The sequence below is a fragment of the Robbsia betulipollinis genome, from assembly GCF_026624755.1.
GTDB classification, from domain to species: domain Bacteria; phylum Pseudomonadota; class Gammaproteobacteria; order Burkholderiales; family Burkholderiaceae; genus Robbsia; species Robbsia betulipollinis.
Map to the genome: position 1 here is coordinate 193,938 of NZ_JAPMXC010000001.1, position 26,660 is coordinate 220,597.

Genomic DNA, 26,660 nt, shown 5'->3' on the forward strand with positions numbered 1-26,660 from the left:
TCGATGGGTGAAAACCCTCTTCGAATCCGATTGGACCCAGTTGCTCTGGCGCACCGGCGCGGTGGGCTGGCCCGCGATCGCCATCTGTCTCTTCTTGGGCGTGCACGACGGCCACCGTCTGCAGGCCGTCGTCGCCGCGGGCGGCGCCTTCACCGTCGGTCTGGGCGCGATGCAGCGCTTCACGCGCTTTTCGCTCGCGCCCATGTTGCTCGCCTGCGTGGGCATGATGGCCTCGGCGTGGGCCGGCTCGATGCTCGGCGGTTCCGTCGCCGCGCTGCTGCTCGCCAGCGCCGCCTGGGCGGCGGTCACCGGCATCGCCTCGCTGCTGGGTCCAGGCGCCACCTGGATTTCGCTGCAGTGGAGTATCGCGCTGTTCGTCGCCGGCGGTTTTCCCGGCGCGGCGCAGGCGGTCGACCGTGCGTTGCTGGTGGGCGCCGGCGGCCTGATCCAGATCGCCATCCTCGGCAGTCTGATTCTGGTATTTCCCGCGCTGCGGCCGCCGGACACGTCGAAGAAATCGATTGCGACCACGCGTCCGGTCGCGCTCGCCACGGCGCTGCGCTCCTCGCTCAGTTCGGTGCTCGCGTCGGTCGCGGCGTTGGTACTGCTGCTGCGCAACGGTTACTGGGCGCCGATGACCGCGCTCGCCGTGCTGAAACCCTCGCTGCACGACGAATTCCACAGCGTGCTGCAGCGCTGCCTGGGCACGATCGTCGGCGCAACCATCGCCTCGGGATGCGTCTATCTGAGCCGCGACAACCCGGTGACGCTGATGACGATGACCTGCGTCCTGGCCGCCTGCGCGTATTCGCTGCAACGCGTGAATTATTTTCTCTTCAGCCTGTGCCTGACCGCCTTCATCGTGTTTTTATTGTCCGTCGCGCGTCCGCAGGAGCTTGATCTGCTGATACATCGCGTCACCGCGACGCTGCTCGGCTGCGCCGCATCGCTGCTGGTCGATACCGTGCTGAAGCAGTTCGGTCTGGATGCGAACCGGCAGTCGCAGGCACCGCAGGCGCAGACCGCGCCGTGACGGCCCGGCTTGCTCCGGGCCGCGGCCAACCACCTGTTACCCCCACACCGCCATGACATCGAGAACGATCGACACCCGACATCCCGCCCACCGCGACGACATCGGCGACCTGTCCACCCGCCGGCCGCTGCCGGGGCCCGGGATCGAACAGCTCGACCCTTTCCTGTTTCTCAACCATCACGGCCCGCAGACCTATCCGCCGCACAACCGCGGTCTGCCGTTCGGGCCGCACCCGCACCGCGGCTTCGAAACCGTGACGTTCATCCTCGAAGGCGAACTCGCCCATCTCGATACCGGCGGTCACGAAAGCGTGATCCGGGCCGGCGGCGTGCAATGGATGACGGCCGGTAGCGGTCTGGTGCATGCGGAGATTTCTCCCGAACCGTTCAAACGCGCCGGCGGCCCGCTCGAAATACTGCAGCTCTGGGTCAATCTGCCCGCGCGTCTCAAAATGACCCGGCCCGCCTATACGGGATTGCAGCGTGAGGAGATCCCGCAACTGAGCGCGGACGACGGCAAGGCGCGGATCGAACTCGTTTCCGGCGAATGGGACGGACACACGGGCCCGATCGTCTCGCTGACCGGCGTCGAAATGATGGTGTTGAACCTGTCCCCGGGCGCGCGCCTGACGCTTCCGGCACCCGCCGCGCTGACCGTTTTTCTGTATGTGGTCCGTGGCCGCGTCGCGGTGGCGGGAGAAGCGGTGCCGGCCTTCACGCTCGCCCGGCTGCGTGCCGACGGCGACACGGTGGTGCTGTCGGCCGACGAGGATGCCGTGGTTCTGTTCGGCCGCGCCGCGCCGATCGGTGAGCCGGTGGTCTCCCACGGGCCCTTCGTCATGAACACGCGGGAAGAAATTCAGCAGGCCATCCACGACTATCAGGCGGGGCTTTTTGGCAACAGTCTGGACGATCTGCGCGCCTAGCCATGTGACGTTCGGGGATTCTCAGGTAGTATTAGGGTTAATACTTAGCTATTAACCAGGATACGATCATGAACGTCCCCCACACCACCCTTGCTTCGAATGTCGCGACGGCCGGTCGGCCGGCGGGCGGCGCGCTGCGCCGGTTCTTTCGCGAAGTATGGACGTCGTACGCCGCCCACGCGGAAATGCGCGTCATGATGACCGTCGACAGCACACGCCGTCGGAAAACAGGCTTTTAAGAGACATTTTCAGGTTCCCGGGTAGTACGCCGTCCGGGAACGCTGTGGCAGATTGTCTTCCGGGGGCGGTCAACGGGCGATGGACTGATGCAAGGTCCCGGCCTCGCGCCACATCGTGCGGCGGGAACCGAGCCTCCGCCGTTCGACGCTGTCGGGGTTTTGAAGGCAGAATGGATCATGCAGCAAAGACCGATTCGGGATTTGTCCCATATCGGCCGCTGCATGACGTCGGCGCTTCCGCCGGCCCGCCATAACGACCCGATTCGATCCCACAGGATTCGCCACACCATGGCTCAGGCTCCCCACGATGCGCCAGGCCCGCAGAAAGCGCAGGACGCGGCGCCCGATGCCAACGAGGCCGGCCAGAACTCGCCGCATCTGGACGAAGGCGAAAAAAGCCAGGCCGCCGACCATTCGTCGCCCCATGCACTGATCCTCCATGAAATCGTTCGGGAGGAAGGCGAAGCCGCGCTCGAGCGCGACAGCGGCGCGCTGATGTGGTCCGCACTTGCCGCGGGCCTGTCGATGGGATTTTCCTTCGTCGGCCTCGCGATCATGCGCGCCTATCTGCCGCAGGCGCACTGGACGCCGCTGGTGGCCAGCTTCGGCTATTCGATCGGTTTCGTCATCGTCGTGCTGGGCAAGCAGCAACTGTTCACCGAAAGCACGCTCACGGTCGTGCTCCCCGTGCTCACGCGGCGCGACTGGCCGACGTTGAAATCGGCGCTGCGGGTATGGGCCATCGTGCTCGTGGTCAACCTGATCGGCACCGCGATCTTCGCGGCGCTTCTCGCCGTCCATGGGCTGTTTGACGACGATGTCGTCCACGCCATGCACGAGATCGCCGGCGAGACCATCGCGCATCCCTTCGGGCTGACCTTTCTCAAGGCCTTGCTGGCCGGCTGGCTGATCGCGCTGATGGTCTGGCTGTTGCCCAGCGCCCGCTCCGGACGGCTCGTCACGGTGATGCTGATCACCTATGTGGTCGCGGTGGCCAAGCTGTCACACATCATCGCGGGATCGGTCGAGGCGAGTTATGGCGTGATCACCGGCGTGATGCCGATCGGCGCCTATTTCGCCAGCTTCCTGCTGCCCACGCTGCTGGGCAATGTGCTGGGCGGCATCTCGCTGGTCGGCCTGCTGAATCACGCCGCCATCGCGCCGGAAATCCGGGACGACGGCGGCTAGGGGCAGGCGCCGTCGCCTACGCCTGCCGAACCGCTTACCCGGTTGGGTCAAACGGATGGGATTCTCAGACCGTTGCGTCGGCCGGACGCGCGCGCATGCAGCTTGCCACCACGACGGACAGCAGGCAGCCGAGCGCCAGGTACGCCGCCACCGGGTGCCATGAACCCCCGTTGAAGTCCACCAGCGCCGCGGCGATGAACGGCGTGAATCCCCCGCCGACCACGCTCGCAAGCTGATAACCGACGCCGGCCCCGCTATAGCGGTAGGCGGTGCCGAACAGGCTGGTGAACATCGGCTGCTGCACGCTGACCACCATATCGTGCGCGACGTTGCCCAGCAGCACCGCCCACAGGACGATCCAGACGGTCGCCCGCGCCTCGAGCGCGACGAAGAACGGCACCGCGCACGCCATGCCGATCACGGCGCCCATGATATAGATGCGCCGCTGCCCGAAACGGTCCGCGAGCCATGCGAAACACGGAATCGTCACGCAACTGACCGCGCCGATCAGTAAACCGATGTTCAGGAACAGCGATCGCGGCAGGCCCAGATGCGAGGTCGAATAGCTGAGCGCGAATGCCGTCACGATATACATCGTGAACAGTTCGGCCAGTCGCAGCCCGATGATCAGTAAAAAGGCGCGTGGGTGGCGGCGCAATGCCTCGATCACCGGCAGGCGCAGCTTGCGGCCCGCGGGTTTCGCCACCCGGTCCAGAAATTCCTGCGACTCCTCCATGCTCGAACGTACCCACAGGCCGACCAGCACCAGCAGGATGCTGAACAGGAACGGCAGCCGCCAGCCCCACGACAGAAACGCCGCGTTGCTCATCGAGCGGCTGAGCAACGACACCAAACCGGTCGCCAGCACCAGTCCGACGCCATAGCCGACCTGCACGCCGCTGCTGTAGAACGCCTTGCGGCGGGTTGGCGCGCTTTCCACCGCCATCAGCGTCGCGCCGCCCCATTCGCCGCCCACCGCGAAGCCCTGGATCGCGCGCAGTGTCACCAACAGCGCCGGTGCCCACCAGCCGATCACCGCGAAAGGCGGCAGCAGACCGATCAGCGCCGTTGACACGCCCATCAATCCGACCGTCAGCACCAGCATCCGCTTGCGTCCCAGACGATCGCCATAGTGACCGAACACGATGCCGCCAAGCGGCCGGAACAGAAAGCCGACGCCAAAGGTCGCCAGCGCGGCGAGCGTACCCATCGCTGGACTGATTTTCGGAAAAAACGCGGACTGAAAGACCAGCGCGGCGACGATCCCGTACAACAGAAAGTCGTACCAGTCGACCACCGCCCCGACGAAACTGCCCAGCGCCGCGCGGCGTGCATTGCGCTCCGCACGCTGCCGATGGCGCGTCGCCTGCTCGAGTGAAGAAGAAACATCCATTTCGCTGCTCGTCATTCGTCTTTGAATTCGTCTTTGATTCCCCGCTGCCGCGTCTGCGGAAATGCCGCGCCGCATGCCATTTTTCACGCGTCCGGCGATGCGTTTTCCCGCTCTCTGCTAGACTCGGATTTTCCTGGAAAACGTCCCGGGCGTGCTCTTTTAGCGTAAAGCGCGACCGGAGGCAATGAATTTTTGTCGCGAAGTGTATGACGTTACGCCTGTTAGTTGCGTTCCATTGTTATGCTCCGCGGGTATTTTTGCAAAGGACCGACCGATGAAAACACGCGCCGCAGTTGCCTGGCAGGCTGGACAGCCCCTGACGATCGAAGAAGTCGACCTGGACGGCCCGCGCGCCGGCGAGGTCCTCGTCGAGATCAAGGCGACGGGGATCTGCCACACCGATTACTACACGCTGTCCGGCGCAGACCCCGAAGGCGCCTTCCCCGCCATCCTCGGTCACGAAGGCGCGGGCATCGTCGTCGACGTCGGCCCGGGCGTCACCTCGCTGAAAAAAGGCGATCATGTCATTCCGCTCTACACGCCGGAATGTCGCCAGTGCAAATTCTGTCTGTCGCGCAAGACCAATCTCTGCCAGGCGATCCGCCCGACGCAGGGCCGCGGCCTGATGCCGGACGGCACCTCGCGTTTCTCGCTCGACGGCAAGCCGATCCTGCACTACATGGGCACCTCGACGTTCTCGAACTACATCGTCGCGCCGGAAATCGCGATGGCGAAGATCCGTGAGGACGCGCCGTTCGACAAGGTCTGCTACATCGGTTGCGGCGTCACCACCGGCGTGGGCGCGGTGCTGTTTACCGCCAAGGTCGAGGCCGGCGCGAACGTCGTCGTCTTCGGTCTGGGCGGCATCGGCCTGAACGTCATCCAGGGCGCGAAGATGGTGGGCGCGGACAAGATCATCGGCGTGGATCTGAATCCGGAACGCGAAGCGCTGGCCCGCACGTTCGGCATGACGCACTTCATCAATCCGAAGAACGTCGAGAACGTCGTCGACGCGATCGTCCAGCTGACCGACGGGGGCGCCGACTATTCGTTCGAGTGCATCGGCAACACGAAGACGATGCGTCAGGCGCTCGAGTGCTGCCACAAGGGCTGGGGCCAGTCGATCATCATCGGCGTGGCGGAAGCCGGCGCGGAAATCACCACGCGGCCCTTCCAGCTGGTCACCGGGCGCGAATGGAAGGGGTCGGCCTTCGGTGGCGCCCGCGGACGTACCGACGTGCCGAAGATCGTCGACTGGTACATGGAGGGCAAGCTCAATATCGACGACCTGATCACGCATACGCTGCCGCTCGACGACATCAACCGCGGCTTCGAACTGATGAAAAGCGGCGAATCGATTCGTTCGGTGGTCGTTTACTGAGCCCGGCCCGGGCGGCGCCGCCACGGACTTGCCGGGTGCGGCGGCCAGGCTAGGCGACCACGCTCACCCGGGGTCCGGCAGCGGCCGGCAACATCTCGCCGATGACCGATGCGTCGGCGAAACCGGCCGCCGCGAAGACGTCCATCACCGCACCCAGCGCCTCGGGCGCGACCGATACCAGCAGGCCGCCCGAGGTTTGCGGATCGGTCAGCAGCGCGCCCGCTTCCGCCGTCAGCCCGTCCGCCAGCGCTACCTCGTCGCCATAGGCGGCCCAGTTGCGGCCCGATGCGCCGGTGACGACGCCTTCCCGGGCAAGGTCGCGCACGCCGTCGATCCAACGCACGTCGGATAGCGCGATGCGCGCGCGCGTCCCCGCGCCGCGACACATTTCCAGCGCATGACCGAGCAGGCCGAAGCCCGTCACGTCGGTCAACGCATGCACGCCCTCGATCGACGACAGGGCGATACCCGGCGTGTTCAGGCGCGTCGTCACGTCCACCATGCGCCGGTAACCCGCCGCGTCGAGCCGACCCTTTTTCAACGCCGCCGACAGGATGCCCACCCCCAGCGGCTTGCCCAGCACGAGCAGGTCGCCCGGCCGCGCGCCGGCATTCTTCTTGATCCGGTCGGGATGCACCAGCCCGAGCGCCACCAGGCCGTAGATCGGCTCGACCGAGTCGATCGAATGGCCGCCCGCCAGCGGAATGCCCGCCGCCGCGCAGACCGACTCCCCGCCCTCCAGGATGCGTGCGATCGTCGCGTGCGGCAAGGTGTTGACCGGCATGCCGACGATCGCCAGCGCGAGGATTGGCGTGCCGCCCATCGCGTACACGTCGGAGAGCGCGTTCGTCGCCGCGATACGACCGAAATCGAAGGGATCGTCGACGATCGGCATGAAGAAGTCCGTCGTGGCGATCAGCGCCTGCGTATCGTTGAGCTTGTATACCGCCGCATCATCGGCGGTCTCGTTGCCGACCAGCAACTGCGGAAACACCTGCATCGGCGCGCTGCGCGCCAGAAGCGACGCGAGCACGCCGGGCGCGATCTTGCAGCCGCAGCCACCGCCGTGCGACAGGTCGGTCAGGCGGACGGGGGTGGGCGGCGCGCCGGCGTCGGCGAGGGAAGCGGAGGAGACAGTCGGGAGGGTCACGTCGGAAACCGTTCGGTTGCGGTGGATCGGGGCGGGCGGGCACGCTGTCATCTGTCCGGCAGGGTTGGGCGGGCTGGGCGGGGACACGCCACGTGGCAGCGGGCAACGCCACGCCATTGGCGGATTATCTCATGGGTGCCGCACGGACCGCCCCGCCCCGTCAACGCCCGACCGCGTAGGCCTGCATCATCCGTGGCGTCGCCGCGCCGCGCAGCAAACCCTGCCGCACGCTCACCGCGCACACCCGCCCCAGCGACCAGGGCGCGGCCACGGTGAGATCGTGGCCGCGCGCGCGCAGCGCGGCCAGAGTCGTCTCCGGGAAGCGCGCTTCCGCCGACATCCGGCCCAGCTGCATGTCGCGCGGATAGAACGACGCGGGGAAATGGGACGTCTGGAAGGTCGGCGAATCCACCGCCGCCTGCAAATTCATACCGAAATGTGCATGCTTCAGGAACAACTGCAGTGACCATTGATCCTGCTGGTCCCCGCCCGGCGAGCCGAACGCGGCATAGGGCGCGCCGTCGCGCGTCACCAGCGTCGGCGACAGCGTCGTGCGCGGCCGGCGGCCCGGCCCGAGCGACGACGGCAAGCCCGGCGTCATCCAGAACATCTGCGCCCGCGTCGTGACGTTGAACCCCAGCCCGGGCACCGCCGGCGACGCCTGCAGCCAGCCGCCCGAGGGCGTCGCCGACACCATATTGCCCCAGCGGTCGACCACATCGAGGTGCACCGTGTCGCCGCGCATCTCCGGCAGCGTCGCGAAGGTCGGCTCACCCTGCCCGAAGCCGCCCGGCTGCTGCCGCCCGGCGCTTTCCAGCACGCGCGCCAGCCGGGCCGCGCTGTCGCCATGGGCGCCGGGACGGAAATCATGCGACGCCTGCAGCGGATCGATCAACGCGCGCCGTGCGTCGTTGTACGCGTCGCCGAGCAGCAGGTCCATCGGCACGGCGCTGAAATCCGGATCCCCGTAGAAAATTTCCCGGTCCGCGAAAGCCAGTTTTCCGCATTCGATCACGGTGTGCACATAGTCCGGGCCGAGGGGATCCATCGATGCCAGGTCGAACCCCTTGAGCAGGGCCAGCTGCTGCAGGAATACCGGCCCCTGTCCCCACGGCCCCGTCTTGTGAACCTGGAACCCCGCGTAGTCGTACGATACCGGCGTCTCGTAATGCGGCGCCCAGTGCGCCAGATCGTCGCCGGTCAGCAAGCCGGCGTTGCGCCGTCCCGAGGTATCCAATACCGCCGTCGTGCGGAAATACCGGTCGATCGCCTCGGCGACGAAGCCCTCGTAGAAGGCGCGCCGCGCCGCCTCGCATTGTTCGGCGCGGTCCGTGCGTGTGGACGCCTCGCGCAACAGGCGCCGATACGTCGCCGCGATCGCCGGATTCGCGAACAGCCGGTTCGGCACCGGGGCCTCGCCATCCTTCAGCCATTGCGCGGCGGAACTCGGCCATTCCTTCAGGAAAAAATCCTTGATCGCGAGAATCGACTGCGTCATGCGCGGGATTACCGGATAGCCGTTTTCCGCGTAATCGATCGCATAGCCGAGCACCTCGGCGAGCGGCAATTGACCATAGTCGCGCAGCAACGCCATCCACGCGCCGAACGCGCCCGGCACCACCGCCGGCAGCAGCCCGGTTCCCGGCACGACGTCCAGCCCGAGTTCATGCATCTTCGCGATGGTCATCGTCGCCGGCGTGACGCCTTGCCCGCACAGCACGCGCACGCGCGACTCGCGAGCACTGTGAAAGACCACCGGCAACTCGCCCCCGGGGCCATTGAGATGCGGCTCGACGATCTGCAATACGAAACCGGCGGCGGCCGCCGCGTCGAACGCATTGCCGCCTTTTTCGAGAACGGCCATCGCCGACGCGCTCGCCAGCCAGTGGGTCGAGGCGACCATGCCAAAGGTGCCGATCAGTTCCGGGCGAGTGGTGAAGGTCATCGATGGCTCCGGCACGGGGTGAGGAGGCAGTTTTGGCTCGAACGCGAGTCATGTCAACCCATGCTCGGAAGGATGGCAAGATGCACAGCCGCCGAAAATGGACAGACGCCGACGCGGCTGCTACATTCCCGGCGTGTCGTGGCGGCACGGAATGTGTCCGGTAAAGCCGCCGACTGTCATCGGCGTTTTGTCCGATGACGTTCTTTCCATGCAAGGTCCGCGTGCCGCACATCGAAATATTCCAGGGCGCCTCCGTTTCCGATGAAGCGGAAACATATGTGCTCCTGCGTATCCGGCAGTGGCTTGAGGATACGAAACAGGCAGGGATTATTTTTGCGAACGTCGACCTGCCTCCTCAACTCGATCTGGTGGTCTTCACGCACCAGGCGGCGATCGTGGTCGAGGTAAAGGCCTGGCGCGCACAGGTGCGGGGGCAGATAAATGGGCCCTGGATGCATGTACGGCCCGGCGGCGATACCAAAGCGCTGGGCAACGCGTACCGCCAGACGGTGGGACAAAATCAGGCACTGCGAGACGCGTTCCGGACAGTCGCGGTATCGCCGCCGTCTTATCCCCGAGGCATTCTCGTCTTCCGTCACGGACTATGGGCAGATTCGAACGTAGAGGAATGCAGCGACTATCGCGTACACGTCTGCCGAATGGAAAACTTCGAAGCCGCGCTTCGCAACGCTCGCACACGGCCATGGGCGTTCGACGATGTCCGCTCGCTGGCCATAGCGTTGAATCTTTCCCGAGCAGACGATGCTCCGCCGCGGGCAACGGAAAATAGCCGAAATTTACGTGTTGTCGGCACCATGGTGCCGAACTCATCGGCTCACGCAACGCCGCGCCCCGACGATCGAACGCGCTCCAGTCCGCCCGCAACCGAATGCGACGCAAGCCCGTCCGTGTCGGCATCGCGTTTGACATCGACGCGTGTTGCACAAGACGCGCTGCCCCGGGCCAAGGCAGATAAGGGGCGTCAGGCCCGACGCCTGACGGCGATCGCGATCGTGCTACTCGTCGCGGCGGCGGGCATGGCGATCTCGCACAAACCCGGGAGAGCCACGGACACCGGCGATGGCTCCGCCCCTTCGGCCCGGCAAGAGCCGGACGGCAGCAGTGCACATGCCACGCCGGAGCGGCGCAGCCATCCTCGTCGAGCAACTCGACATCACGAAAAACCACATACCGCAACGCCCATTGCGCGCACGACGCACGACGCCGCCGAACCGTCTGCGCCCGTGGCCTCCCCGCGCGAAGGGAATGAACCGGACGCGGCCACGCCGTCCAGCGTCTGCCCCGAAGGCGTCGATCGCCTGGGCTGCCCCAGCGTACTGGTCGATCCGGCTCGCACCGCGCCCTGAGTGCCTCGTCCGCAACGCTATCCCGAGCGCGAGCGTTGCATCCCAAGGCGCGTGCCGTCGTGCGGTGGCACAATCCCTTTAATCTCATCCCGACCCGCGCCCCACCCCATGATCCGCCTGCTTGCCACATTGATCCTTGCGACGGCTGCGCACACCGCCGTCGCGGCGCAAGCCCATTTCAGATCCGGCTACGCAGCCTGTCTGACGGAAAAACTGTTCGACCAGTTCGTCACCGCCGCCGCGCAAAACGACCGGGACGCGATCGCCTATCTGGGACAGAACGGCTGCATCCTGACCGATCATCTGGCGGCCTACGACGCCGCGTTGACCGGGCATCCCAAAAAGGGCGTGATCCAGGCGCGGGTGTATCTCCCGAAAGGATCGATGGAAGTGTATGCCCCCGTCGAGGCACTGACCGTCGGCCAGTGACGGGTGGAAGCGGGGGCATTCCAGGCTCCCGACCGCAAGCCAACCCACGGCATCGATTTTCGGGAAAACGCGATGGTCGAACATTTCGCATGCAACGCGGCCGGGCGCGACTTCGCCGTGGGAGACGTTCACGGCTGCTTTCGCCTGCTTGAGCGTGAACTGGAAAAGGCCGGCTTCGACCCGCATCGCGACCGGCTTTTCAGCGTCGGCGATCTCATCGACCGCGGGCCCCGATCCGAAGCGGCGCTGAACTGGCTCGACCTGCCCTGGTTCCATGCGGTGCGCGGCAACCATGAACAGATGGCGATCGACGTCGCCGCGGGCCGGTACGATGCGGATAACTATCGGATCAATGGGGGAACATGGTTCCTGCGTCTGTCGCCGGCGCGCCGGAGCGCGATCGTGGGCCGCCTGGCGCGGTTGCCGATCGCGATCGAAGTCGCGACGCGGCACGGCACCGTCGGTTTCGTCCATGCCGACATCGCCGGGCGGACATGGGCGGCATTCCGCGACAGCCTGCGGGATACGCAGTCGGACGACGGGCTGCGTGCCGTCGCCAGGACGGCCCTGTGGTCCCGTACGCGTATCGCGGCCGGGGACACGGCCGGGGTGCCGGACCTGCACCGTCTGGTGGTCGGCCACACGCCGGTGCTGGACGGCGTGAAGACGCTGGGCAATGTCGTGTTCATCGATACGGGCGCCGTGTTCCCCGGCGGACGACTGAGTCTGGTCGAACTGGACGCGCTGTGACCGCCCGCGGCCATCTTCGCATCCCATCCGGCCGCGCCGCATTGGCGGTGGACGTCGTCGGCGTCGGCCATCCCGTCGTTTTCCTGCATGCCGGCGTCGCGGATCGTCGCATGTGGCATGCGCAGCTGACTGCCGTCGGCGCCCGCCACCGGACCATTGCCTACGACCGGCGCGGCTTTGGCGATACCCGCGCGAGGCAGGAAGATTTCTCCGCCGTCGCGGATCTGATGGCGGTGATCGACGCCACGACGAACGGTATGCCGACGGTTCTCGTCGGATGCTCGGAAGGGGGACGTATCGCGCTGGACGCAGCACTGCTGCACCCAGCCGCCATTCGTGGCCTGGTACTGGTTTCGCCCAGCGTGAGCGGCGCGCCCCTGCCCGACTATCCGCCCGCGATCGGACATCTTATGGCGCGACTTGCCCACGCGCGAGACACCGGCGCGTTGGACGACATCATCGCACTCCGGACACGCCTCTTTCTGGATGGCCCCCTGGCATCCGAACCCCGCGTGCTGGGTAAACCACGCGCGCTGTTCGCTGAAATGAATACAGCCGCTCACCGGTTGGGGCCGACCGGATCGAACCTCGATGTCGCGGCCGCCTTCGACCGGCTGAGCGAGCTCGCGATGCCGGTGCATGTCATGTGGGGCGACCTCGATTTACCCAACGTGCAGGCGCGAAGCCGGTACGTCGCCGCGGCCGTAGCGCATGGCTCGCACGCGACGCTGACCGGTGCCGCCCACCTGCCCAGCCTGGAACGGCCCGCGGATATCACGCAACGGCTCCTGGAATTCATCGCTGCACTGCGCTGAGCCGCTCGGTCAGGAATCCGACTGGAGGAAATGATTGACGATGAGCCGGTCCATCACCGGAAGATCCACCGGCTTGCCGAAATGCGCGTGGAAGCCTGCCGCTTTCGACGCCGCGCGGGCGCGGGCGTCGGCATAGCCACTGATGGCGATCAAAAGGGTTTCCACGAGCGTATCGTTGCGGCTCAACCGCTTGGCCAGCTCGTAGCCGCTGATGTCCGGCAGGCCGATATCGCTCAGCACAACGTCCGGGTGCCAGCGGTCCATCGCGGCCAGCGCATCCTTGGCATTGTGGGCGAGGCGCACGCGCTGGCCCAGGGACTGGTAATACATCGCCAGCGCCTCCGCGGTATCGACGTTGTCGTCGATCACCAGGATCTCGAGCGGCGGCGAAAGCGATGCCCAGCCTTCGTCGCGAACCGGCACGCGCTGCGGCGCCTCGGGCGTCGCGCGCGCGAGCGTCAGCGTGAACTCACTGCCCTGCTCCGGCCCCCGGCTATAGGCGGTGAGCGTCCCCCCATGCCACTCCGCGATACGCCGGCCGAGCGCAAGGCCCAGCCCGATTCCGCCTTTCGCGCGATCCAGCGGCTGCCGGGATTGCCCGAAGACCTGGAATATCTCATCGATATCGTGGGACGCGATTCCCGCGCCATTGTCCGATATCCGAATGTTCACCCAATCCCCCGCGACATCCACCCGCGCGTGGATCCTGCCGCGAGCGGGCGTATACCGCGCCGCGTTCTTCAGCAGGTCGACCAGCACCACCACCAGTTGCGCCGGGTCCGCCATCACCCACTCCGCCGTATCGGCCGGGTAATAGATATGCTGCTGCTCGCGTATCGCCGACTCGCTCATCTCGTACGCGCTCTGCAACAAGGCCGCCACCGACACCGGCTGAAGTTTCAGATCGACCGCGCCACTCGCCACGAGCGAGGCGGACAGAAGGTGCTGGATCACCTCTCCCATGTGCGTGGCATGCCGGAGAATGGTCTGCCTCGACCATTGCTGTTGATCGGCTGTCGCCGTCTGCGCATTCAGCACCTGGGCCGCCGTAAGAATCGGAGCAAGCGGCGCGCGGAGTTCATGCGCCAGCATCGCCAGGAACCGGTCGCGATTTTCCTGGACCTGGTCGATCTGGGATTTCTGCTGTAGGTTTTCCTGATTCAAACGACGGGATTCGAGCAATTCCGTTACCTGACCGGCGATCAGTTCGAGCGCCGAGATGCCGTTTTCGTCGATCCTGCGTGGCGTCTGGTCGGTGACGGACAAGGCGCCCAGAGCCACCCCATCCGTGCCCCTGAGGACGATACCGGCGTAGAAGACCACACGTCGTTCGTCGATGACCTCCCGGCACTGGCTGAACGCCGCATCCTCGCGCGCATCGGCCAGGACCAGCCGGGTTCCACGCCGCAGGGTCTCGTCGCACAGCGATTTCGCGCGCGGCGTCTCGCCGCGCGGCCTTCCCCACGCGGCCTTGCACCAGACGCGGTGATCGTCGATGAAATCGATCGACGCAACCGACGCATTCATCACGTGCGCCGCCAGCTCGACCAATCGGTCGAACGAGGCCTCGGCCGGGCTGTCGAGAATGCCAAGCGCCGTTAAACGACTCATTCGATCGGCGTCTGCGGAATCATTCTTCATGGGGGGCTCGTCTGGGGGTGAACCCGTACAAGCAAATTTCGCTCCAGGCGTGGTATTCCGTACAGACCGACACATTCCCCGTACCATCCGGACCGACAAATGCCGCAAAATGCCCCATCCGTGTCGGGTCGTCGTCGAAACGCACGATTCCACTCAAGTAGCGCAACCGGAATTCCGATATACGCAAGGGGAATTGCTATACCACGACATTTTTGAACCTGACCCTCTTATGAACCAGTCGAACATCATCGAAATTCAGGATGTGGATCAACCAGCCGAGCGGGCGAACCGCTGCGGCGGTTGCCAAACCACCGAACGCGCGCCGATCGAAATGGCTTTCGCGTTTCAACCCATCGTCGATCTGACATCGGGCGATGCCTATGCGCATGAAGCCCTCGTGCGCGGACCGAACGGCGAATCGGCGGCATCGGTCCTGTCGCAGGTGGACGAATCGAACCGCTACCGCTTCGACCAGCGGTGCCGCACCACCGCCATCATGCAGGCCGCCGAAATGGGAATGGCGGGTTTCCTGTCGATCAACTTCATGCCGAATGCGGTCTACCAACCCGCCGCATGCATCCGCAGCACCTTCGAGGCCGCGCAAAAATACGGCTTTCCGGTGAACCGGATTATTTTCGAGACGACCGAGGGCGAGAACATCATCAGCCGCGAGCACCTTGTCCATATTTTCCGCTCGTACAAATCGTTCGGCTTCCAGACCGCGATCGACGACTTCGGCGCGGGCTATTCGGGCCTCACCCTGCTCACGGACTTCCAGCCGGACCTGATCAAACTCGACATGGCGTTGTTGCGCGGCATCGATACGGACAATGTACGGCAACGCATCGTCACCGGCGTGCTGGACATCTGCAACGGTCTGGGCGTTCGCGTGATCGCGGAGGGCATCGAGACGCCGGGCGAGCGCGACTTTCTCGCGGGGGTCGGCGTGACGCTGATGCAGGGCTACCTGTTCGCGAAGCCGGCATTCAAGGGGATGCCGGCGATCGCCAATGCGGGATGACGCGGCGCCCGAAAGTGATCGGCCGGCTCCATGGCCATGCGGTCGGCCGATCCCCTTCGCGATATTTTCGTCGTATTATTCGTTACCCTCCATTACCACCTCGGAATTTTGGTAGCGGAGCAGTATATGATCGCGATTTTGACCAGGAAAGCCAGAAATGAAGCGTTCGTTTTTGGGCGCGCTGCTCGTGATGGGGAGCGCGGCCTTGACACTCTCCGGATGCGGCGGGGACACTTTCGAACAAATCGAGAAGGCGCCGCCGACCTTTCAGCGCGACAGTGCAAAGTCCCGCGCGCAAGTGGCCGCCTGCCTTTCCTACAATCTTTCGAGATTCGGCAGCGATCTGGGCAACTTCCCCGACATCGATTTCGGCGTCACCCGGTTGACACTGGGTGGCGATGACGGTTCCCACTATCAGAACTATTATCGGATAGACATAATCGAGGAAGGACGCGGATCGCGCGTGACGGTGCGCCGTTCCAAAGTGCAGGACAATGCCCTGAGGGTGGGCGAACTGGCAGATATCGTCGCCCATTGCGCGGATTAAAAAGGCGGCATGAGGAGCCGGCACCAAAAAAACGACCGGTTCGGCTGCTTCATATCCGGCGCCTGATCAAGGCGATCAGCATGTCCGCCGCGATGCCTGAATACTTCTGACTACGCATTTTCTCGGCGATCGCCCAGTCGAATATCGCGCCGCCCACGGCGTGGAACACTGCCAGGTCGCGCGACGTCAACCGATTCTCGTTGGCCGAGACCCACTCCGCCAGGCTGCTCGTCGCTTCGTCGAGAGGCATCGCCCCCGTGACGTATTGCTCGGCAAATCGCTGCAGCACCTCGTCTGGCGTCATGATCGGCCCCTTGTGGATGGGTATAGCGTAAAACATCCATGACGCCATGAAAGGCTTTTCTTTTATTTTTTTCCCCCGCCTCTGACACACTGTGCATCCTTGGGTCAACGGTGGCCATCCGGACCGGATCGCCACCGCGCTCGACAATGTATCGAATGACCATGAAATCCTTTCCAGACAATTACGACGACAATCGCGTCCACCGCGGTGGACCGCGAACAAGCACCGTTTCGCAGCGGCGCATCGTCGCTGCCGCGGTAGCGGGCAATCTGCTCGAATTCTACGATTTCACTGTCTATAGCTTCTTCGCGCTGACGATCGCCAAGCTGTTTTTCCCCGCGACGGACCCCGTGGTGTCGACGCTGCTTGCGCTATCGGCCTTTGCGATCGGCTTCGTGGCGCGCCCGGTCGGCGGATTCGTGCTGGGTCATTACGCGGACCGCCGGGGGCGCCGCGCCGCGCTGACGCTGACGATCGCGCTGATGGCGCTGGGTTCCGCCATCATTGGCCTGACGCCCACGTATGCCACCATCGGTCTTGCCGCGCCGGTCATCATCATCGGCGCGCGGTTGCTGCAAGGCTTCGCGCAGGGCGGCGAATTCGGTGCGGCGACCGCGACGCTGCTGGAGACGGGCGCGGCCGGCAGTCGCGGCTTCCGGGCGAGCTGGCAATTGGCCAGCCAGGGCGCCGCCGCGCTGATGGGGTCCGGTCTGGCCGCGATCCTCACCTACCGGTTGAGCAGCGAGGCATTGCTGGACTGGGGCTGGCGCGTCCCTTTTCTGATAGGCACGCTGATCATGCCGGTCGGCATCTACCTGCGCCGGCACCTCGCCGAGGAACCGGCAAGGGAAGCCTCGGGTGCGCGTTCAACGCTCGAACCCGCGCTGGTGAAGAAATGGTTCCTGACGGTATTCGCGATCATGGGGATGACGGTCGCGACCTACGTGATGATGTATTACATCCCCACCTATGCGATTCAGTATCTGCACCTGCCCCGCAAGACCACGGTGCTCGTCGCCACCGCCGCCCCGCTGATATCGCTGCTGATGTGCCCGCTTTGGGGCGCGCTGTCCGACAGGATGAAGGCCCGCAAGCCGCTGACGATTTTTGGCCGGACCGCCTTGATCGTGCTGTTGTATCCGAGTTTCTGGTTGATGAATCATTTCCCTTCGGCAGGCGTCGTCACCGCGCTGATCGTGTTACTGATGTTTTTTTACACGATGGGATCCGCGCCGGCCTATGCCTTGATGCCGGAGAATTTTCCGAAACACGTGCGCGCGGGGTATCTCGCCAGCGCCTATGCCGTCGCCGTCTCGTTATTTGGCGGAACCGCGCAGCTCGTGGTGGCGTGGCTGATTCGCGTGACGGGCAATACGATGGCTCCGGCGTGGTACATGATCGTTTGCGTGATGGTTTCTTTGGTCGCGGTGTCGATGCTGGAAGAGACGGGACGGCGTTCGCTGGATTGAACGTCGGGGTAATGGTGGTGGAGGACGGCGGGAGTCGGACCTGCATGGGAGCGGCTGACACCCCAATCGGGTTTGAAGCCCATCTATCGATATATAAAGATCATGGGGTTGCGACACCCCACATTCCGCAATGGCCATTATCGACGTTGTCGGACCCTCATCGCGCGAGAGGCTAAAAATACCGGCCGGCGGACGCTGGAAAAACAGCGCGGCGCCGCCAGCAGACACCTCGACGTAGCATTTATTCCGCGGGAACCGGGGAGACGATGTGCTGGGCAAATCGGGGTTTGCCGCCCGTCCGGGGAATAACCGGATCTGCCATCGATCGAGGGCTCTCCCATCAATATGCTGTATACAAACACAGCATATTGGCCATCATGTCTGTCAGCACCACCTGCGACAACTTGGTCTTCACCCAGAGCGATCGCAGGCGCTCCCCGAACCGGTGCGCCCCAACCAAGGTGACATTCGGATCAGGCACGTGCAACACCCCATACTCGCGCTCGACCGCGTCCGTGATGCGTGCGACCGCCTCCAGCATGGCCAGACTGATTGCGCTTTTTCAATAATGTTGTTTTTCCGCATCAGCATCGCTATTTTGCGGTGGGTGTGCCACACGCGGCAGTGTCGGCGTCAATCGGGTCAGCGATCCGACAGAGACCCGATCCAGGGCGCCACCGTGGCCGGCAGCCCGTATGGCAGCGTGAGCCCCGCGGCGAGACGGACGGACGCCCACTTTTTGGCGCTGTGCCAGTCCTTCACCAGCGCGACCTTGATTCGGGCCATTTGAGTGCACCCGCGACGCTGCTCGCTTCGCGCACGAACTGCGCCGAATGCGTCCCGAAACGCCGTGCATCGCCTGATTTCCGACGTTCGGTGTCGCGCGAATCCTGCGATGCCTGGGTTGCGCTTCCCGGTACCGACCGGCGTCCGACATGGAAATCGCCATCGGCCAAGCGCTGACTGCCGTCGTGGCCGCCCTGCTCATGACGGCTACCACCGTCGGAATTTCTGGCGCGTCATCGAGAAGCGCCCTCTTTGGCCGGGCAACTCTCGCCCGAGTCGACTGCCACCGGTCCACCTCCTCCCGGTTCACGCCGAGGCGATGCAAGTCGCGCACGCCCGCTATGAGCGCGTCCGCACTGTCCTGCTCGAAGAAACGATTGAAGATCGGCGTTTCGTGAGCAAGCGCCGACCGCTGCGCTGCCCACACCACTGCGAGCGGCATGCTCGCCGCATCTGCGCCGGCGTACTGCCGGGGCGCCGGAGTCTGACATGATGAACATCACTCGATCTGCAAACCTGGCGCGTCAGCGCATCAAGGTGCGCGTACCCAGCGCGCCGGCGGTTCACCACACGGCCACCCTACCGGCGCAGGCCTGGATGATTGGCGTCGGCCTGGCCCTGGCTGTCGGCGCGGTGATGTACGCCGGCGCGGCGCACGCCGACGAAGGCCTGACTACGTGCGCCGACGCTGCGCCGACGGTTCTGGCGAAACGCCCGGCAGCGGGGATCAGCTATGCGCCTCACCATCCGATTCATCGGCACCACGTGCCCGCCGTGTTGCGCAAGCCAGCGCCCGGGGGTGGATGTACGCTTGAATCGCTGCCGGCAGCCGTGCCGCCGCTTTCCGTGCCGGCAGTGGCCGACGCGTCGGATCCGGCCGAAGTGATCCCGCCAGTTCCGGCAGCCATGTCGCTGCTTTCTGCTGCGCCGGCAGTGGCAGCGGTACCGGATCCGGTCGTCCCGGCAGCGATCGCGCCGGTTTCCATGGAGACACCGCGCGGGGCGGTTGCTGCTGCCGCGCTGGGCGATCCGAAGCTGGCCGCAGTGCCGTTGCTTGTACTCGCGACAGGCATCGCCGTCTGCGTCGTGGGGCACGCGTGCGGCGGGCATTCCAGCACGACAGGTGGGCACTCGGTTTCAACGGCAGGGACGACCGGCACAGTGGGAAAATGATCCCCCTTCCGATCGACGGCATCCGCCGCCGCGAGTGACGACGGGCGTTCGTCGTCGCCGAGAGTGTCATGACGCACGCTGAAACCGCCGAGCCGGACGCGACGCGAAAATGCAGGAACTGATCGTGGTCGAGCGCGCCGCCATTGCCCTGTCCCAACGCACTTCGAGGACGGGAGCAGCGGATGGAAGGAGGTAAAAGCGCGCGTCCATATTTCAGAGAAATCGTAGCGCGGCGTTGGAAATGATGGCTGTGGGGAGTGACTTGCACACGGTCGGCGCGGTGCTCGGTCACGAAACCACCATACCGGCAAAACGGTATGCCCATTTGGTAACGGGCAAACTGGCCGAAGCGGTGAATAAGATAGGTGGGAAGTGAGGCGAAGTTTTGCTTTTAAGGCAGAAAAACCCACACCCCTGACCTTTTTTGACTGGTTTCAGAGCGTTCTGAAAACGCTGAAAGCCTTATGGCGGAAGGCAGCAGGAGTCGAACCTACATGGGAGCGGCTGACGCCCCCAACCGGGTTTGAAGCCCGGCCGCACCACCGGATGCGGATGCCCTCCCTGAATCCGAGACAAGGGACCGCTACCGGCGGCCCGGTCCCTTTTGAAAGATAACACGGGACGCACCGCGTCCGGTCGTGCTACCCAAACCCACCTGCCGGATCATGTGAGCGAGACGACCAAGCCATCCTCGCTCCCGTCGCCGGCATCCAGCAATGCCAGCCACCGGCTATCCACCCGCAGCAGATGCGCGTCGCGGTGCCGCCGAGTATAGCCAACACGATCGAAGAACTCCAGCACCTGGATCGCGCGCTTGCGGCCGAGGCCGGTGGCGTCGCGATAGGCGCCCGCGGACACGTCGGCGTTCGGCGCTTCCGCCGCGACGGTCGCGACGAGGCGCGCGAGCGCCACGACACGCGCCCGGTCGTAAAAAAGATCGCGTATGACCTGATACACCTGGCCTTGACGCGCGAGCTTGCGCAGGACGGTGCGGACGGTTTCTTCGTCGACGCTTTCCGCCGTGGCCAGATTGCGTACCCAGGGCGGATCGAACCCACCCGCGACGAGACGGGGCAGCAGCCGCGCGGCCAGCGCTTCGTCGGCGGGATCGAGCCGCAGCGCGTGCTCGGAAAGATGCAGCCAGGGGCCCGACAATGCCACGTCGCCCGCGCGCAACCACTGCTGAACGGCGGCACGCCAGAGTGCATCGGCGGCGAGCGGAGCGACCATGCGTCGCAACCGCGCGAGTTCGACGCCCTGCTCGTCCGGTACCTTCAGGTGGTATTGCGCGAGTGTCGCCTGCATGCGCGCGGTGAGATCCGCCCAACGCGCAGCGTCGAAGAGCCAGCCGTCGGCGTGCGGCTCGCCACGCGGCGCAAGCCGCACCGCGTCCGCGGGCAAGGCGATGGCTGCCAGCGGCAAGCCGGTGAGATGCATGAGGACGTCCGTCGCGAGGCCGTCGCCGGACTCGGCGAGCAGCGCGTCGATCCGACCGGTGGCGACGAGGCTTTCCATGGCATCGAGCCAGGCATGACGCGCCGCCGAGCGCCGCCGCCGTGCGGGTGCGAACGGGTCGAGGACGCGCCCGCCCCCCACGGTGCGCGTCGCCTGCGCGTTGCGCACGATGAAACGGTCGCCGGGCACCGCGCTGATGGGGGTGTCGAAGACCAGCTGCACGCGGCCCTGCCGCCCGGCGGCGAACGGCGCGTCGTCGAGCAATACGAGATGGGCGACATGGTGTCCGCTGCCCAGATGAACGTGCAGGGGCAACCAGTGCGACAACGTCAAACCGGCATCCGCCAGCAGCGTCAGCGAGCAATCGAGGCGCAGAGACGTCGCGCGCAGACGGGGGTCGACGATCCAGTCCCCACGCCGCAAAGCGTCGCGCTCGGCGCCGGCAAGGTTGAGCGCGCAGCGCTGCCCCGCGTAGCCCAGCGCGGCGGGACGATTCTGCGCATGGATGCTGCGCACGCGCACGGGCAGCGCGCCGGCGGTCTCGGGAACGCGATCGAGGGTTTCGCCGACGGCCACGCGCCCGGCGAAGACGGTGCCGGTGACGACGGTGCCCTGCCCGGGCAATGTGAAGACGCGATCGATGGCGAGCCGAAACAGGCCGTCGTCGTGGCGGCGGCGCCAGTGCCGGGCGGCGCCGCGCAAATGCGCGAGCAGGGCGTGCGTGCCGGGGTCGCCGGGGCGGTTCGCGGCGGTTTCGAACAGGGTCGCGTCGGCGAGCGGCGTGTCGGCCAGCAGGGCGGCGATCTCGCCGCGCACGGCGTGCAGACGGGCGGCATCGACGCGGTCGCTTTTCGTGATGGCGACCGCGCCGGCCGAGACGCCGAGCAGCGCGAGGATCGCAAGGTGCTCGCGCGTCTGCGGCATGACGCCGTCATCGGCGGCGACGACGAGCAGCGCGTAATCGATGCCGGTGGCGCCGGACGCCATGGTGTGGACGAGCCGTTCGTGTCCGGGCACGTCGATGATGCCGAGGATGGCGTCGGCGGACGACGGGTCGCGCGCGCCGTCGCCGTCGCCGTCGCGATCGAGGTCCAGATACGCATATCCGAGTTCGATCGAGATGCCGCGCGCTTTTTCTTCCTTGAGACGGTCGGTGTCGACGCCGGTGAGTGCGCGCGTCAGGGTGGTCTTGCCGTGATCGATATGGCCCGCGGTGCCGACGATCATCGCGCGGCTCCGGGGGGCGTCGGCGTGGATGCGGGCGCCAGCCCGCCGAGTTGCGCCACGAAGGCGTCCTGCTCCCGCGCTTCGAGACAACGCAGGTCGAGCACGAGCGCGTCCTGCGCGATACGGCCGATCACCGGGCGTGGCAGTTCGCGCAGGTTTTTTTCAAGACGGTTGAGCGAGGGGCCGGTGCGGCGCCCGGCGGCACGCCGGATCGCGAGCGCGCAACTGGGGAGCGATTCGACCGGCAACGCGCCGCTGCCGATCTGGCTGAACACCGGTTCGACGCTCACGGTCCAGTCCTCGCCCAGTGCGCGCTGCATCGCGGGCGCAAGCGTGTCGGCCTGCGCGCGGATGTGCGCCGCGTCGCGCGTGAGCAGGCGCAAGGTCGTGAGCCGCTCGGCCAGGAATTCCGGTTCGCGATACAGCGCGAGCACGGGTTCGAGCGCGGCGAGCGTGAGCTTGCCGACGCGCAGCGCGCGCTTGAGCGGGTTTTTCTTGATCCGGGCGATCAGGTCGGCCCGACCGACGATGATGCCGGCCTGGGGGCCGCCCAGCAGTTTGTCGCCGCTGAAGGTGACCAGGTCGGCACCGGCGGCGATGGTCTCGGCGACGGTGGGTTCGCGGGCGAGCCCGTAGGCGGAGAGGTCGATCAGCGTGCCGCTGCCGAGATCCACGACGACGGGCACGCCGTGCTGACGGCCGAGCGGCGCGAGCTCGTCGAGTTCGACGCTTTTGGTGAAGCCGGTGATCGCGTAATTGCTGCAATGCACCTTCATCAGCATGGCGGTGGTCGGGCCGATCGCCTGTGCGTAGTCGGCGAGGTGGGTCCGGTTGGTGGTGCCGACCTCGACCAGCCGCGCACCCGCGCGGTTCATGATGTCGGGAATGCGAAACGCACCGCCGATCTCGACCAGTTCGCCGCGCGAGACGACGACGTCCCGGTCCACGCCGAGCGTGCCGAGCATCAGCAGGACCGCGGCGGCGTTGTTGTTGACGACGGTGGCGGCTTCGGCGCCGGTCAGTTCGCAGATCAGGTCGGCGACGAGGTCGTCGCGGTCGCCCCGCCCGCCGGTCTCGAGATCGAATTCGAGATTCGCCGGCGCGCGCAGCGCGGCGACGACCGATTCGACCGCGACATCGGGCAACAGCGCGCGGCCGAGATTGGTGTGCAGGACCGTGCCGGTGAGGTTGAAGACGAGACGCAGACGCGGCACGGCGGCGGCGGCGAGCCGCCATTGGACGTCGGTGACGACCGCCTCCAGCATGGCGTCCCGCGCCGCGCCGGGCATCGTGTCGGAGGCCACATCCGACGTCGCGGGGACGGCACCCGCGCCCGGCACGGGTCCGCGGGTCGCACTTGCCGCCTCGCCCCGCGATTCGCGCGTCAATTGTTCGCGCCGCGCGGCGAGCGCGTCGCGAATCACCGCGAGAACGCGCGTGCGTCCGTGCCGGGCGATCGAGGGCGCGAGCGCGGGAAAGGCGATCACCCGCTCGACGGAAGGAATGCGCGCGGCGGCGCTGCGCGTGGCAGACGCGCTCGGCACGGACGCCCCGTCGGCTGCGTGCGCCGGCGTCACGGGTCCGGCCACGGGGACCGCGGCGGCGTCAGGAAGTCGCGTCATCGAGCCAGAAGAGAGGATTGCCGCTGATCCGTTCGTAGCCCGCCTCGGTCATCAGCACGTCCAGCGACAGGCTGGCGAGATCGTCGGCAAGCGGCTCGGTGTCGTAATCGTGCTCCTGGTAGAAGATCTTCCGGTAGCAGTGGCACTTGCCGCAGGTCTCGGCTTTGGCGAACTTCGCGGGGTCGGCCGCCGGGCGCTTGCCGCCGGGCGCGCCGGCGTCCTCGATCACGTCGGGGGCGCCGGTCTCGACGATGCCGTTATAGGAAATGGTGTCCGTCGATTCGCAATTCGTGCACTTCACGCGCACCATGTGGAATTCGGTCGTGCACAGGCCGCATTGCAGATAGCGGTAATTCTGGGACGCGCCACCGATGCGCACGACGCTCGCGACGGGTTGCGAGCCGCATACCGGACACAGCCCGGGATGTTCCATGTACGGAATATCAGTGACCTGGAGACGGCTGGCGCGCTCGGTCCACCAGACCTGCAGGGCGGCGAACAGAAACGGCGCCGTGGCCGCGTCGGGCGCGGCCAGGCCCGTCAGGACGGCGTCGGCCGCGGCGTCGCGCTCGGCGGGCGACAAGGCCTGCAATGCGCGTAGCGTCGTGCCGAGGGGCGAGTCGGCACCGTTTGCGCCTGCTGCGTCCGCCGCAGCGGTCAGCGCGCCCAGCAGCCGGTCGAAAACCACGTGCCAACTCGCCTGCCGCGGGCCGGACGCCGGCAACACCGGCATCGAATGCGCCTGCGAGCGGGCGATCATGTCGTGGTCGAGCGGCCCGACGTCGGAGTCGGTCAGCCCGTTGAGGACGCCCTGCTGCGCGTCGGCGAGCCGGCCCATCAGATTCAGGTAGCCGCCCAACGCCGGTTCGACGGGAATGCCCGCCACGCTGTTCGCGGCGAGCCGGCGCATGCGCGTCGCCCGTGCGCCGAACGCGCCATAGCGCTCCGGCAGGCGCACGCGCGGAATGGATGAATGATCGAGCGATTCGATCTGACCTGCTTCTAGGATACGTTGCACGACAACACCTTTCTTGGAAACCACGCGTCACCGGCGCCGCGGAACGACGCCGGACGCTCAATCCTAACCCATGTACGGCCCGGCATGCAGCCGGGCATCTCATGAAAAAGGCCGCCGATCCGCATCGCTGCGGGTCGGCGGCCCCTTTCGTCCGGCGGCTTCACGCCGGCCGAATCACATCAGCGATTCTTCTTGATAATGTCGTCGAACCAGCGCGGGTGATGCTTGCGCGCCCAGCCCAGCGTCACGGTGCCCTTCACCATCGCGCCGATCGAGCCCTTGATCCAGATCGCGGCATAGATATGCACGACGATGGAGGTGATCAGCACGAAAGCCGCGGCCGCGTGCGCGAGCGCCGCGAGGCGGATGATCGGAATACCGAAGTACACCGAGAACCATTGCCGCCAGATCACGATGCCGGAGAACAGCAACACCAGCATGCAGGCGACCAGCGCGAAGAACAGCAGCTTCTGACCGGCGTTGTAACGGCCGATGCGCGGCAGCTTCTCCTCGCGGTTGGTCAGCACGTCGCCGATCTGCTTCATCCACTGGACGTCGCTGCGGTCGAGCATGTTGTGGTGCCAGAAGCGGAACACCAGACCGAAGAACGACAGGAACATCACGACACCCACGTACGGGTGCAGGATGCGCGTCCACTGGCCGCCGCCGAAGAGCGCGCTCAACCAGAACATCGACGGGTGAAACAACGACAGGCCCGACAGCGCCAGGATCACGAAAGTGATCGCGGTAAGCCAGTGATTGCTCCGCTCGTTCGCCGTGTAGCGCACCACCAACGGTTCGCCGTGCGGCTTGTGACCATCGTCGAGCTGGCTCATTCCACGATCTCCTTGTCGTTTTCCCGATGCGTGCGGATATGCGCGGCGTCCGCCTCGGCCAGGGCCGCTTCCTCATCCTCTTCATGCGTCTCGTTCGGGCCGATGCGCGTGTAGTGGAAGAAGCCGGCCAGGGCGGTCAGGGCGATGCCCGCCACCGCGAGCGGCTTGGCGATGCCCTTCCAGACCCGCACCATCGGGCTGATGCGCGGATTGTCGGCCAGACCGTGATACAGCGACGGCTTGTCCGCGTGATGCAGCACGTACATCACGTGCGTGCCGCTCACGCCCGGCGGGTCGTACAGACCCGCGTTCTCGAAACCGCGCTCCTTCAGGTCGACGATCCGGTCCGCGGCCTGCACCTTCATGTCTTCCTTGGTACCGAACATGATGGCGCCGGTCGGGCAGGTCTTCACGCACGCGGGTTCCTGGCCGACGGCGACGCGGTCCGAACAGAGCGTGCACTTGTACACCCGGTTGTCCTTCTTCGACATCCGCGGAATGTTGAACGGGCAGCCGCTGATGCAATAGCCGCAACCGATGCAGTTTTCCTCGTGGAAGTCGACGATGCCGTTCGTGTACTGCACGATGGCGCCGGGCGACGGGCAGGCTTTCAGGCAGCCCGGGTCCTCGCAGTGCATGCAGCCGTCCTTGCGGATCAGCCATTCGAGATCGCCCGACGCGTTCTCGTATTCCGAGAAACGCATCACGGTCCAGGACTGCGGACTCAGGTCGCGCGGGTTGTCGTACTCACCCGTTGTGATGCCGATGTCGTCGCGCAGATCATTCCATTCCATGCACGCGGTCTGGCACGCCTTGCAGCCGATGCATTTCGATACATCGATCAGCTTGGCGACCGAACCAGTGACGGGCGTGCGCGCCTCGGGAGGCTGCACGGTCGTCGCGGAGAGACGCTTGATATCCAACGATTGCAATGCCATTTCAGGAT

The 26,660-nt window shown here is 65.8% G+C and carries 25 protein-coding genes and 1 tRNA gene; 13 read left to right on the forward strand and 13 right to left on the reverse strand.

Going from position 1 to position 26,660, the window contains the following annotated elements; genetic code table 11:
* Positions 1 to 7 precede the first annotated feature (7 nt).
* The 4 genes from OVY01_RS00885 to OVY01_RS00900 all read left to right on the forward strand — a co-directional run bounded on the left by OVY01_RS00885 (position 8) and on the right by OVY01_RS00900 (position 3,385).
* Positions 8 to 1,033 carry an FUSC family protein gene (locus OVY01_RS00885; RefSeq protein ID WP_267844935.1) on the forward strand — a complete coding sequence of 342 codons (1,026 nt, stop codon included), beginning with the start codon at positions 8 to 10 and terminating at the stop codon, positions 1,031 to 1,033.
* 52 nt (positions 1,034 to 1,085) lie between these two features.
* Positions 1,086 to 1,958, forward strand: a complete 873-nt coding sequence (locus tag OVY01_RS00890) for a pirin family protein (protein ID WP_267844936.1) — start codon at positions 1,086 to 1,088, stop codon at positions 1,956 to 1,958.
* Between the two features lie 68 nt (positions 1,959 to 2,026).
* Complete coding sequence (locus OVY01_RS00895; RefSeq protein WP_267844937.1) at positions 2,027 to 2,197, forward strand: hypothetical protein; 171 nt, start codon at positions 2,027 to 2,029, stop codon at positions 2,195 to 2,197.
* A 288-nt stretch (positions 2,198 to 2,485) separates the two neighbouring features.
* The gene (locus OVY01_RS00900) at positions 2,486 to 3,385 is read left to right on the forward strand and encodes a formate/nitrite transporter family protein (RefSeq protein WP_267844938.1); all 900 of its coding nucleotides are present in this window, start codon (positions 2,486 to 2,488) and stop codon (positions 3,383 to 3,385) included.
* A 64-nt stretch (positions 3,386 to 3,449) separates the two neighbouring features.
* Here the strand turns inward: OVY01_RS00900 and shiA are convergent, their stop codons facing one another.
* On the reverse strand, positions 3,450 to 4,778 hold the full coding sequence (gene shiA / locus OVY01_RS00905) for a shikimate transporter (protein WP_432422210.1): 1,329 nt from the start codon (positions 4,776 to 4,778) through the stop codon (positions 3,450 to 3,452).
* 274 nt (positions 4,779 to 5,052) lie between these two features.
* Here shiA and OVY01_RS00910 point away from each other — a divergent pair, with 274 nt between their 5' ends.
* A complete protein-coding gene (locus OVY01_RS00910; RefSeq protein WP_267844940.1) occupies positions 5,053 to 6,159 on the forward strand; it encodes an S-(hydroxymethyl)glutathione dehydrogenase/class III alcohol dehydrogenase in 1,107 nt (368 codons plus the stop codon).
* A gap of 49 nt (positions 6,160 to 6,208) precedes the next feature.
* Here OVY01_RS00910 and selD read toward each other — a convergent pair whose 3' ends face one another.
* Both selD and OVY01_RS00920 read right to left on the reverse strand, forming a co-directional pair.
* Positions 6,209 to 7,309, reverse strand: a complete 1,101-nt coding sequence (gene selD, locus OVY01_RS00915) for a selenide, water dikinase SelD (protein ID WP_267844941.1) — start codon at positions 7,307 to 7,309, stop codon at positions 6,209 to 6,211.
* Positions 7,310 to 7,469: 160 nt separating this feature from the next.
* Positions 7,470 to 9,254, reverse strand: coding sequence for a gamma-glutamyltransferase family protein (locus OVY01_RS00920; protein WP_267844942.1), 1,785 nt, complete (start codon positions 9,252 to 9,254; stop codon positions 7,470 to 7,472).
* A gap of 194 nt (positions 9,255 to 9,448) precedes the next feature.
* Between OVY01_RS00920 and OVY01_RS00925 the strand changes: the two genes are divergently transcribed.
* The 4 genes from OVY01_RS00925 (at position 9,449) to OVY01_RS00940 (ending at position 12,615) form a co-directional block, all read left to right on the forward strand.
* Complete coding sequence (locus OVY01_RS00925; protein ID WP_267844943.1) at positions 9,449 to 10,621, forward strand: NERD domain-containing protein; 1,173 nt, start codon at positions 9,449 to 9,451, stop codon at positions 10,619 to 10,621.
* Positions 10,622 to 10,729: 108 nt separating this feature from the next.
* Complete coding sequence (locus OVY01_RS00930) at positions 10,730 to 11,050, forward strand: hypothetical protein (protein WP_267844944.1); 321 nt, start codon at positions 10,730 to 10,732, stop codon at positions 11,048 to 11,050.
* Positions 11,051 to 11,122: 72 nt separating this feature from the next.
* Positions 11,123 to 11,800: a metallophosphoesterase gene (locus OVY01_RS00935; RefSeq protein WP_267844945.1), complete on the forward strand. Its 678-nt coding sequence runs from the start codon at positions 11,123 to 11,125 to the stop codon at positions 11,798 to 11,800.
* Complete coding sequence (locus tag OVY01_RS00940) at positions 11,797 to 12,615, forward strand: alpha/beta fold hydrolase (protein ID WP_267844946.1); 819 nt, start codon at positions 11,797 to 11,799, stop codon at positions 12,613 to 12,615. Before OVY01_RS00935 ends, OVY01_RS00940 begins: the two co-directional genes overlap by 4 nt.
* 9 nt (positions 12,616 to 12,624) lie before the next feature.
* Here the strand turns inward: OVY01_RS00940 and OVY01_RS00945 are convergent, their stop codons facing one another.
* Positions 12,625 to 14,226, reverse strand: a complete 1,602-nt coding sequence (locus OVY01_RS00945; RefSeq protein ID WP_267844947.1) for a hybrid sensor histidine kinase/response regulator — start codon at positions 14,224 to 14,226, stop codon at positions 12,625 to 12,627.
* Between the two features lie 274 nt (positions 14,227 to 14,500).
* Here OVY01_RS00945 and OVY01_RS00950 point away from each other — a divergent pair, with 274 nt between their 5' ends.
* Both OVY01_RS00950 and OVY01_RS00955 read left to right on the forward strand, forming a co-directional pair.
* A complete protein-coding gene (locus OVY01_RS00950) occupies positions 14,501 to 15,277 on the forward strand; it encodes an EAL domain-containing protein (RefSeq protein WP_432422211.1) in 777 nt (258 codons plus the stop codon).
* A 157-nt stretch (positions 15,278 to 15,434) separates the two neighbouring features.
* Positions 15,435 to 15,824: a hypothetical protein gene (locus tag OVY01_RS00955; protein WP_267844951.1), complete on the forward strand. Its 390-nt coding sequence runs from the start codon at positions 15,435 to 15,437 to the stop codon at positions 15,822 to 15,824.
* A 49-nt stretch (positions 15,825 to 15,873) separates the two neighbouring features.
* Here OVY01_RS00955 and OVY01_RS00960 read toward each other — a convergent pair whose 3' ends face one another.
* The gene (locus tag OVY01_RS00960; protein ID WP_267844953.1) at positions 15,874 to 16,128 is read right to left on the reverse strand and encodes a hypothetical protein; all 255 of its coding nucleotides are present in this window, start codon (positions 16,126 to 16,128) and stop codon (positions 15,874 to 15,876) included.
* 161 nt (positions 16,129 to 16,289) lie between these two features.
* On the opposite strand from OVY01_RS00960, the gene OVY01_RS00965 reads away from it, so the two are divergent.
* Positions 16,290 to 17,597: an MFS transporter gene (locus OVY01_RS00965; RefSeq protein ID WP_267844955.1), complete on the forward strand. Its 1,308-nt coding sequence runs from the start codon at positions 16,290 to 16,292 to the stop codon at positions 17,595 to 17,597.
* 340 nt (positions 17,598 to 17,937) lie between these two features.
* On the opposite strand, the gene OVY01_RS00975 is transcribed toward OVY01_RS00965, so the two are convergent.
* Complete coding sequence (locus OVY01_RS00975; RefSeq protein WP_267844956.1) at positions 17,938 to 18,138, reverse strand: hypothetical protein; 201 nt, start codon at positions 18,136 to 18,138, stop codon at positions 17,938 to 17,940.
* Between the two features lie 101 nt (positions 18,139 to 18,239).
* The gene (locus OVY01_RS00980) at positions 18,240 to 18,383 is read right to left on the reverse strand and encodes a hypothetical protein (protein ID WP_267844958.1); all 144 of its coding nucleotides are present in this window, start codon (positions 18,381 to 18,383) and stop codon (positions 18,240 to 18,242) included.
* 489 nt (positions 18,384 to 18,872) lie between these two features.
* Between OVY01_RS00980 and OVY01_RS00985 the strand changes: the two genes are divergently transcribed.
* The gene (locus tag OVY01_RS00985) at positions 18,873 to 19,556 is read left to right on the forward strand and encodes a hypothetical protein (protein WP_267844960.1); all 684 of its coding nucleotides are present in this window, start codon (positions 18,873 to 18,875) and stop codon (positions 19,554 to 19,556) included.
* A gap of 465 nt (positions 19,557 to 20,021) precedes the next feature.
* On the opposite strand, the gene OVY01_RS00990 is transcribed toward OVY01_RS00985, so the two are convergent.
* The 6 genes from OVY01_RS00990 to fdxH form a co-directional block, all read right to left on the reverse strand.
* Positions 20,022 to 20,117 (reverse strand) — tRNA-Sec (locus OVY01_RS00990).
* A 102-nt stretch (positions 20,118 to 20,219) separates the two neighbouring features.
* Positions 20,220 to 22,238, reverse strand: a complete 2,019-nt coding sequence (gene selB, locus OVY01_RS00995) for a selenocysteine-specific translation elongation factor (RefSeq protein WP_267844961.1) — start codon at positions 22,236 to 22,238, stop codon at positions 20,220 to 20,222.
* A complete protein-coding gene (gene selA / locus OVY01_RS01000) occupies positions 22,235 to 23,860 on the reverse strand; it encodes an L-seryl-tRNA(Sec) selenium transferase (protein ID WP_267844963.1) in 1,626 nt (541 codons plus the stop codon). Before selA ends, selB begins: the two co-directional genes overlap by 4 nt.
* Positions 23,844 to 24,878 (reverse strand): formate dehydrogenase accessory protein FdhE, encoded by a 1,035-nt coding sequence (fdhE, locus tag OVY01_RS01005; RefSeq protein ID WP_267844964.1) that lies wholly within the window; start codon positions 24,876 to 24,878, stop codon positions 23,844 to 23,846. Before fdhE ends, selA begins: the two co-directional genes overlap by 17 nt.
* A 179-nt stretch (positions 24,879 to 25,057) precedes the next feature.
* Positions 25,058 to 25,714, reverse strand: a complete 657-nt coding sequence (locus OVY01_RS01010; RefSeq protein ID WP_267844965.1) for a formate dehydrogenase subunit gamma — start codon at positions 25,712 to 25,714, stop codon at positions 25,058 to 25,060.
* The gene (gene fdxH, locus OVY01_RS01015; protein ID WP_267844967.1) at positions 25,711 to 26,652 is read right to left on the reverse strand and encodes a formate dehydrogenase subunit beta; all 942 of its coding nucleotides are present in this window, start codon (positions 26,650 to 26,652) and stop codon (positions 25,711 to 25,713) included. Before fdxH ends, OVY01_RS01010 begins: the two co-directional genes overlap by 4 nt.
* Positions 26,653 to 26,660 lie beyond the last annotated feature (8 nt).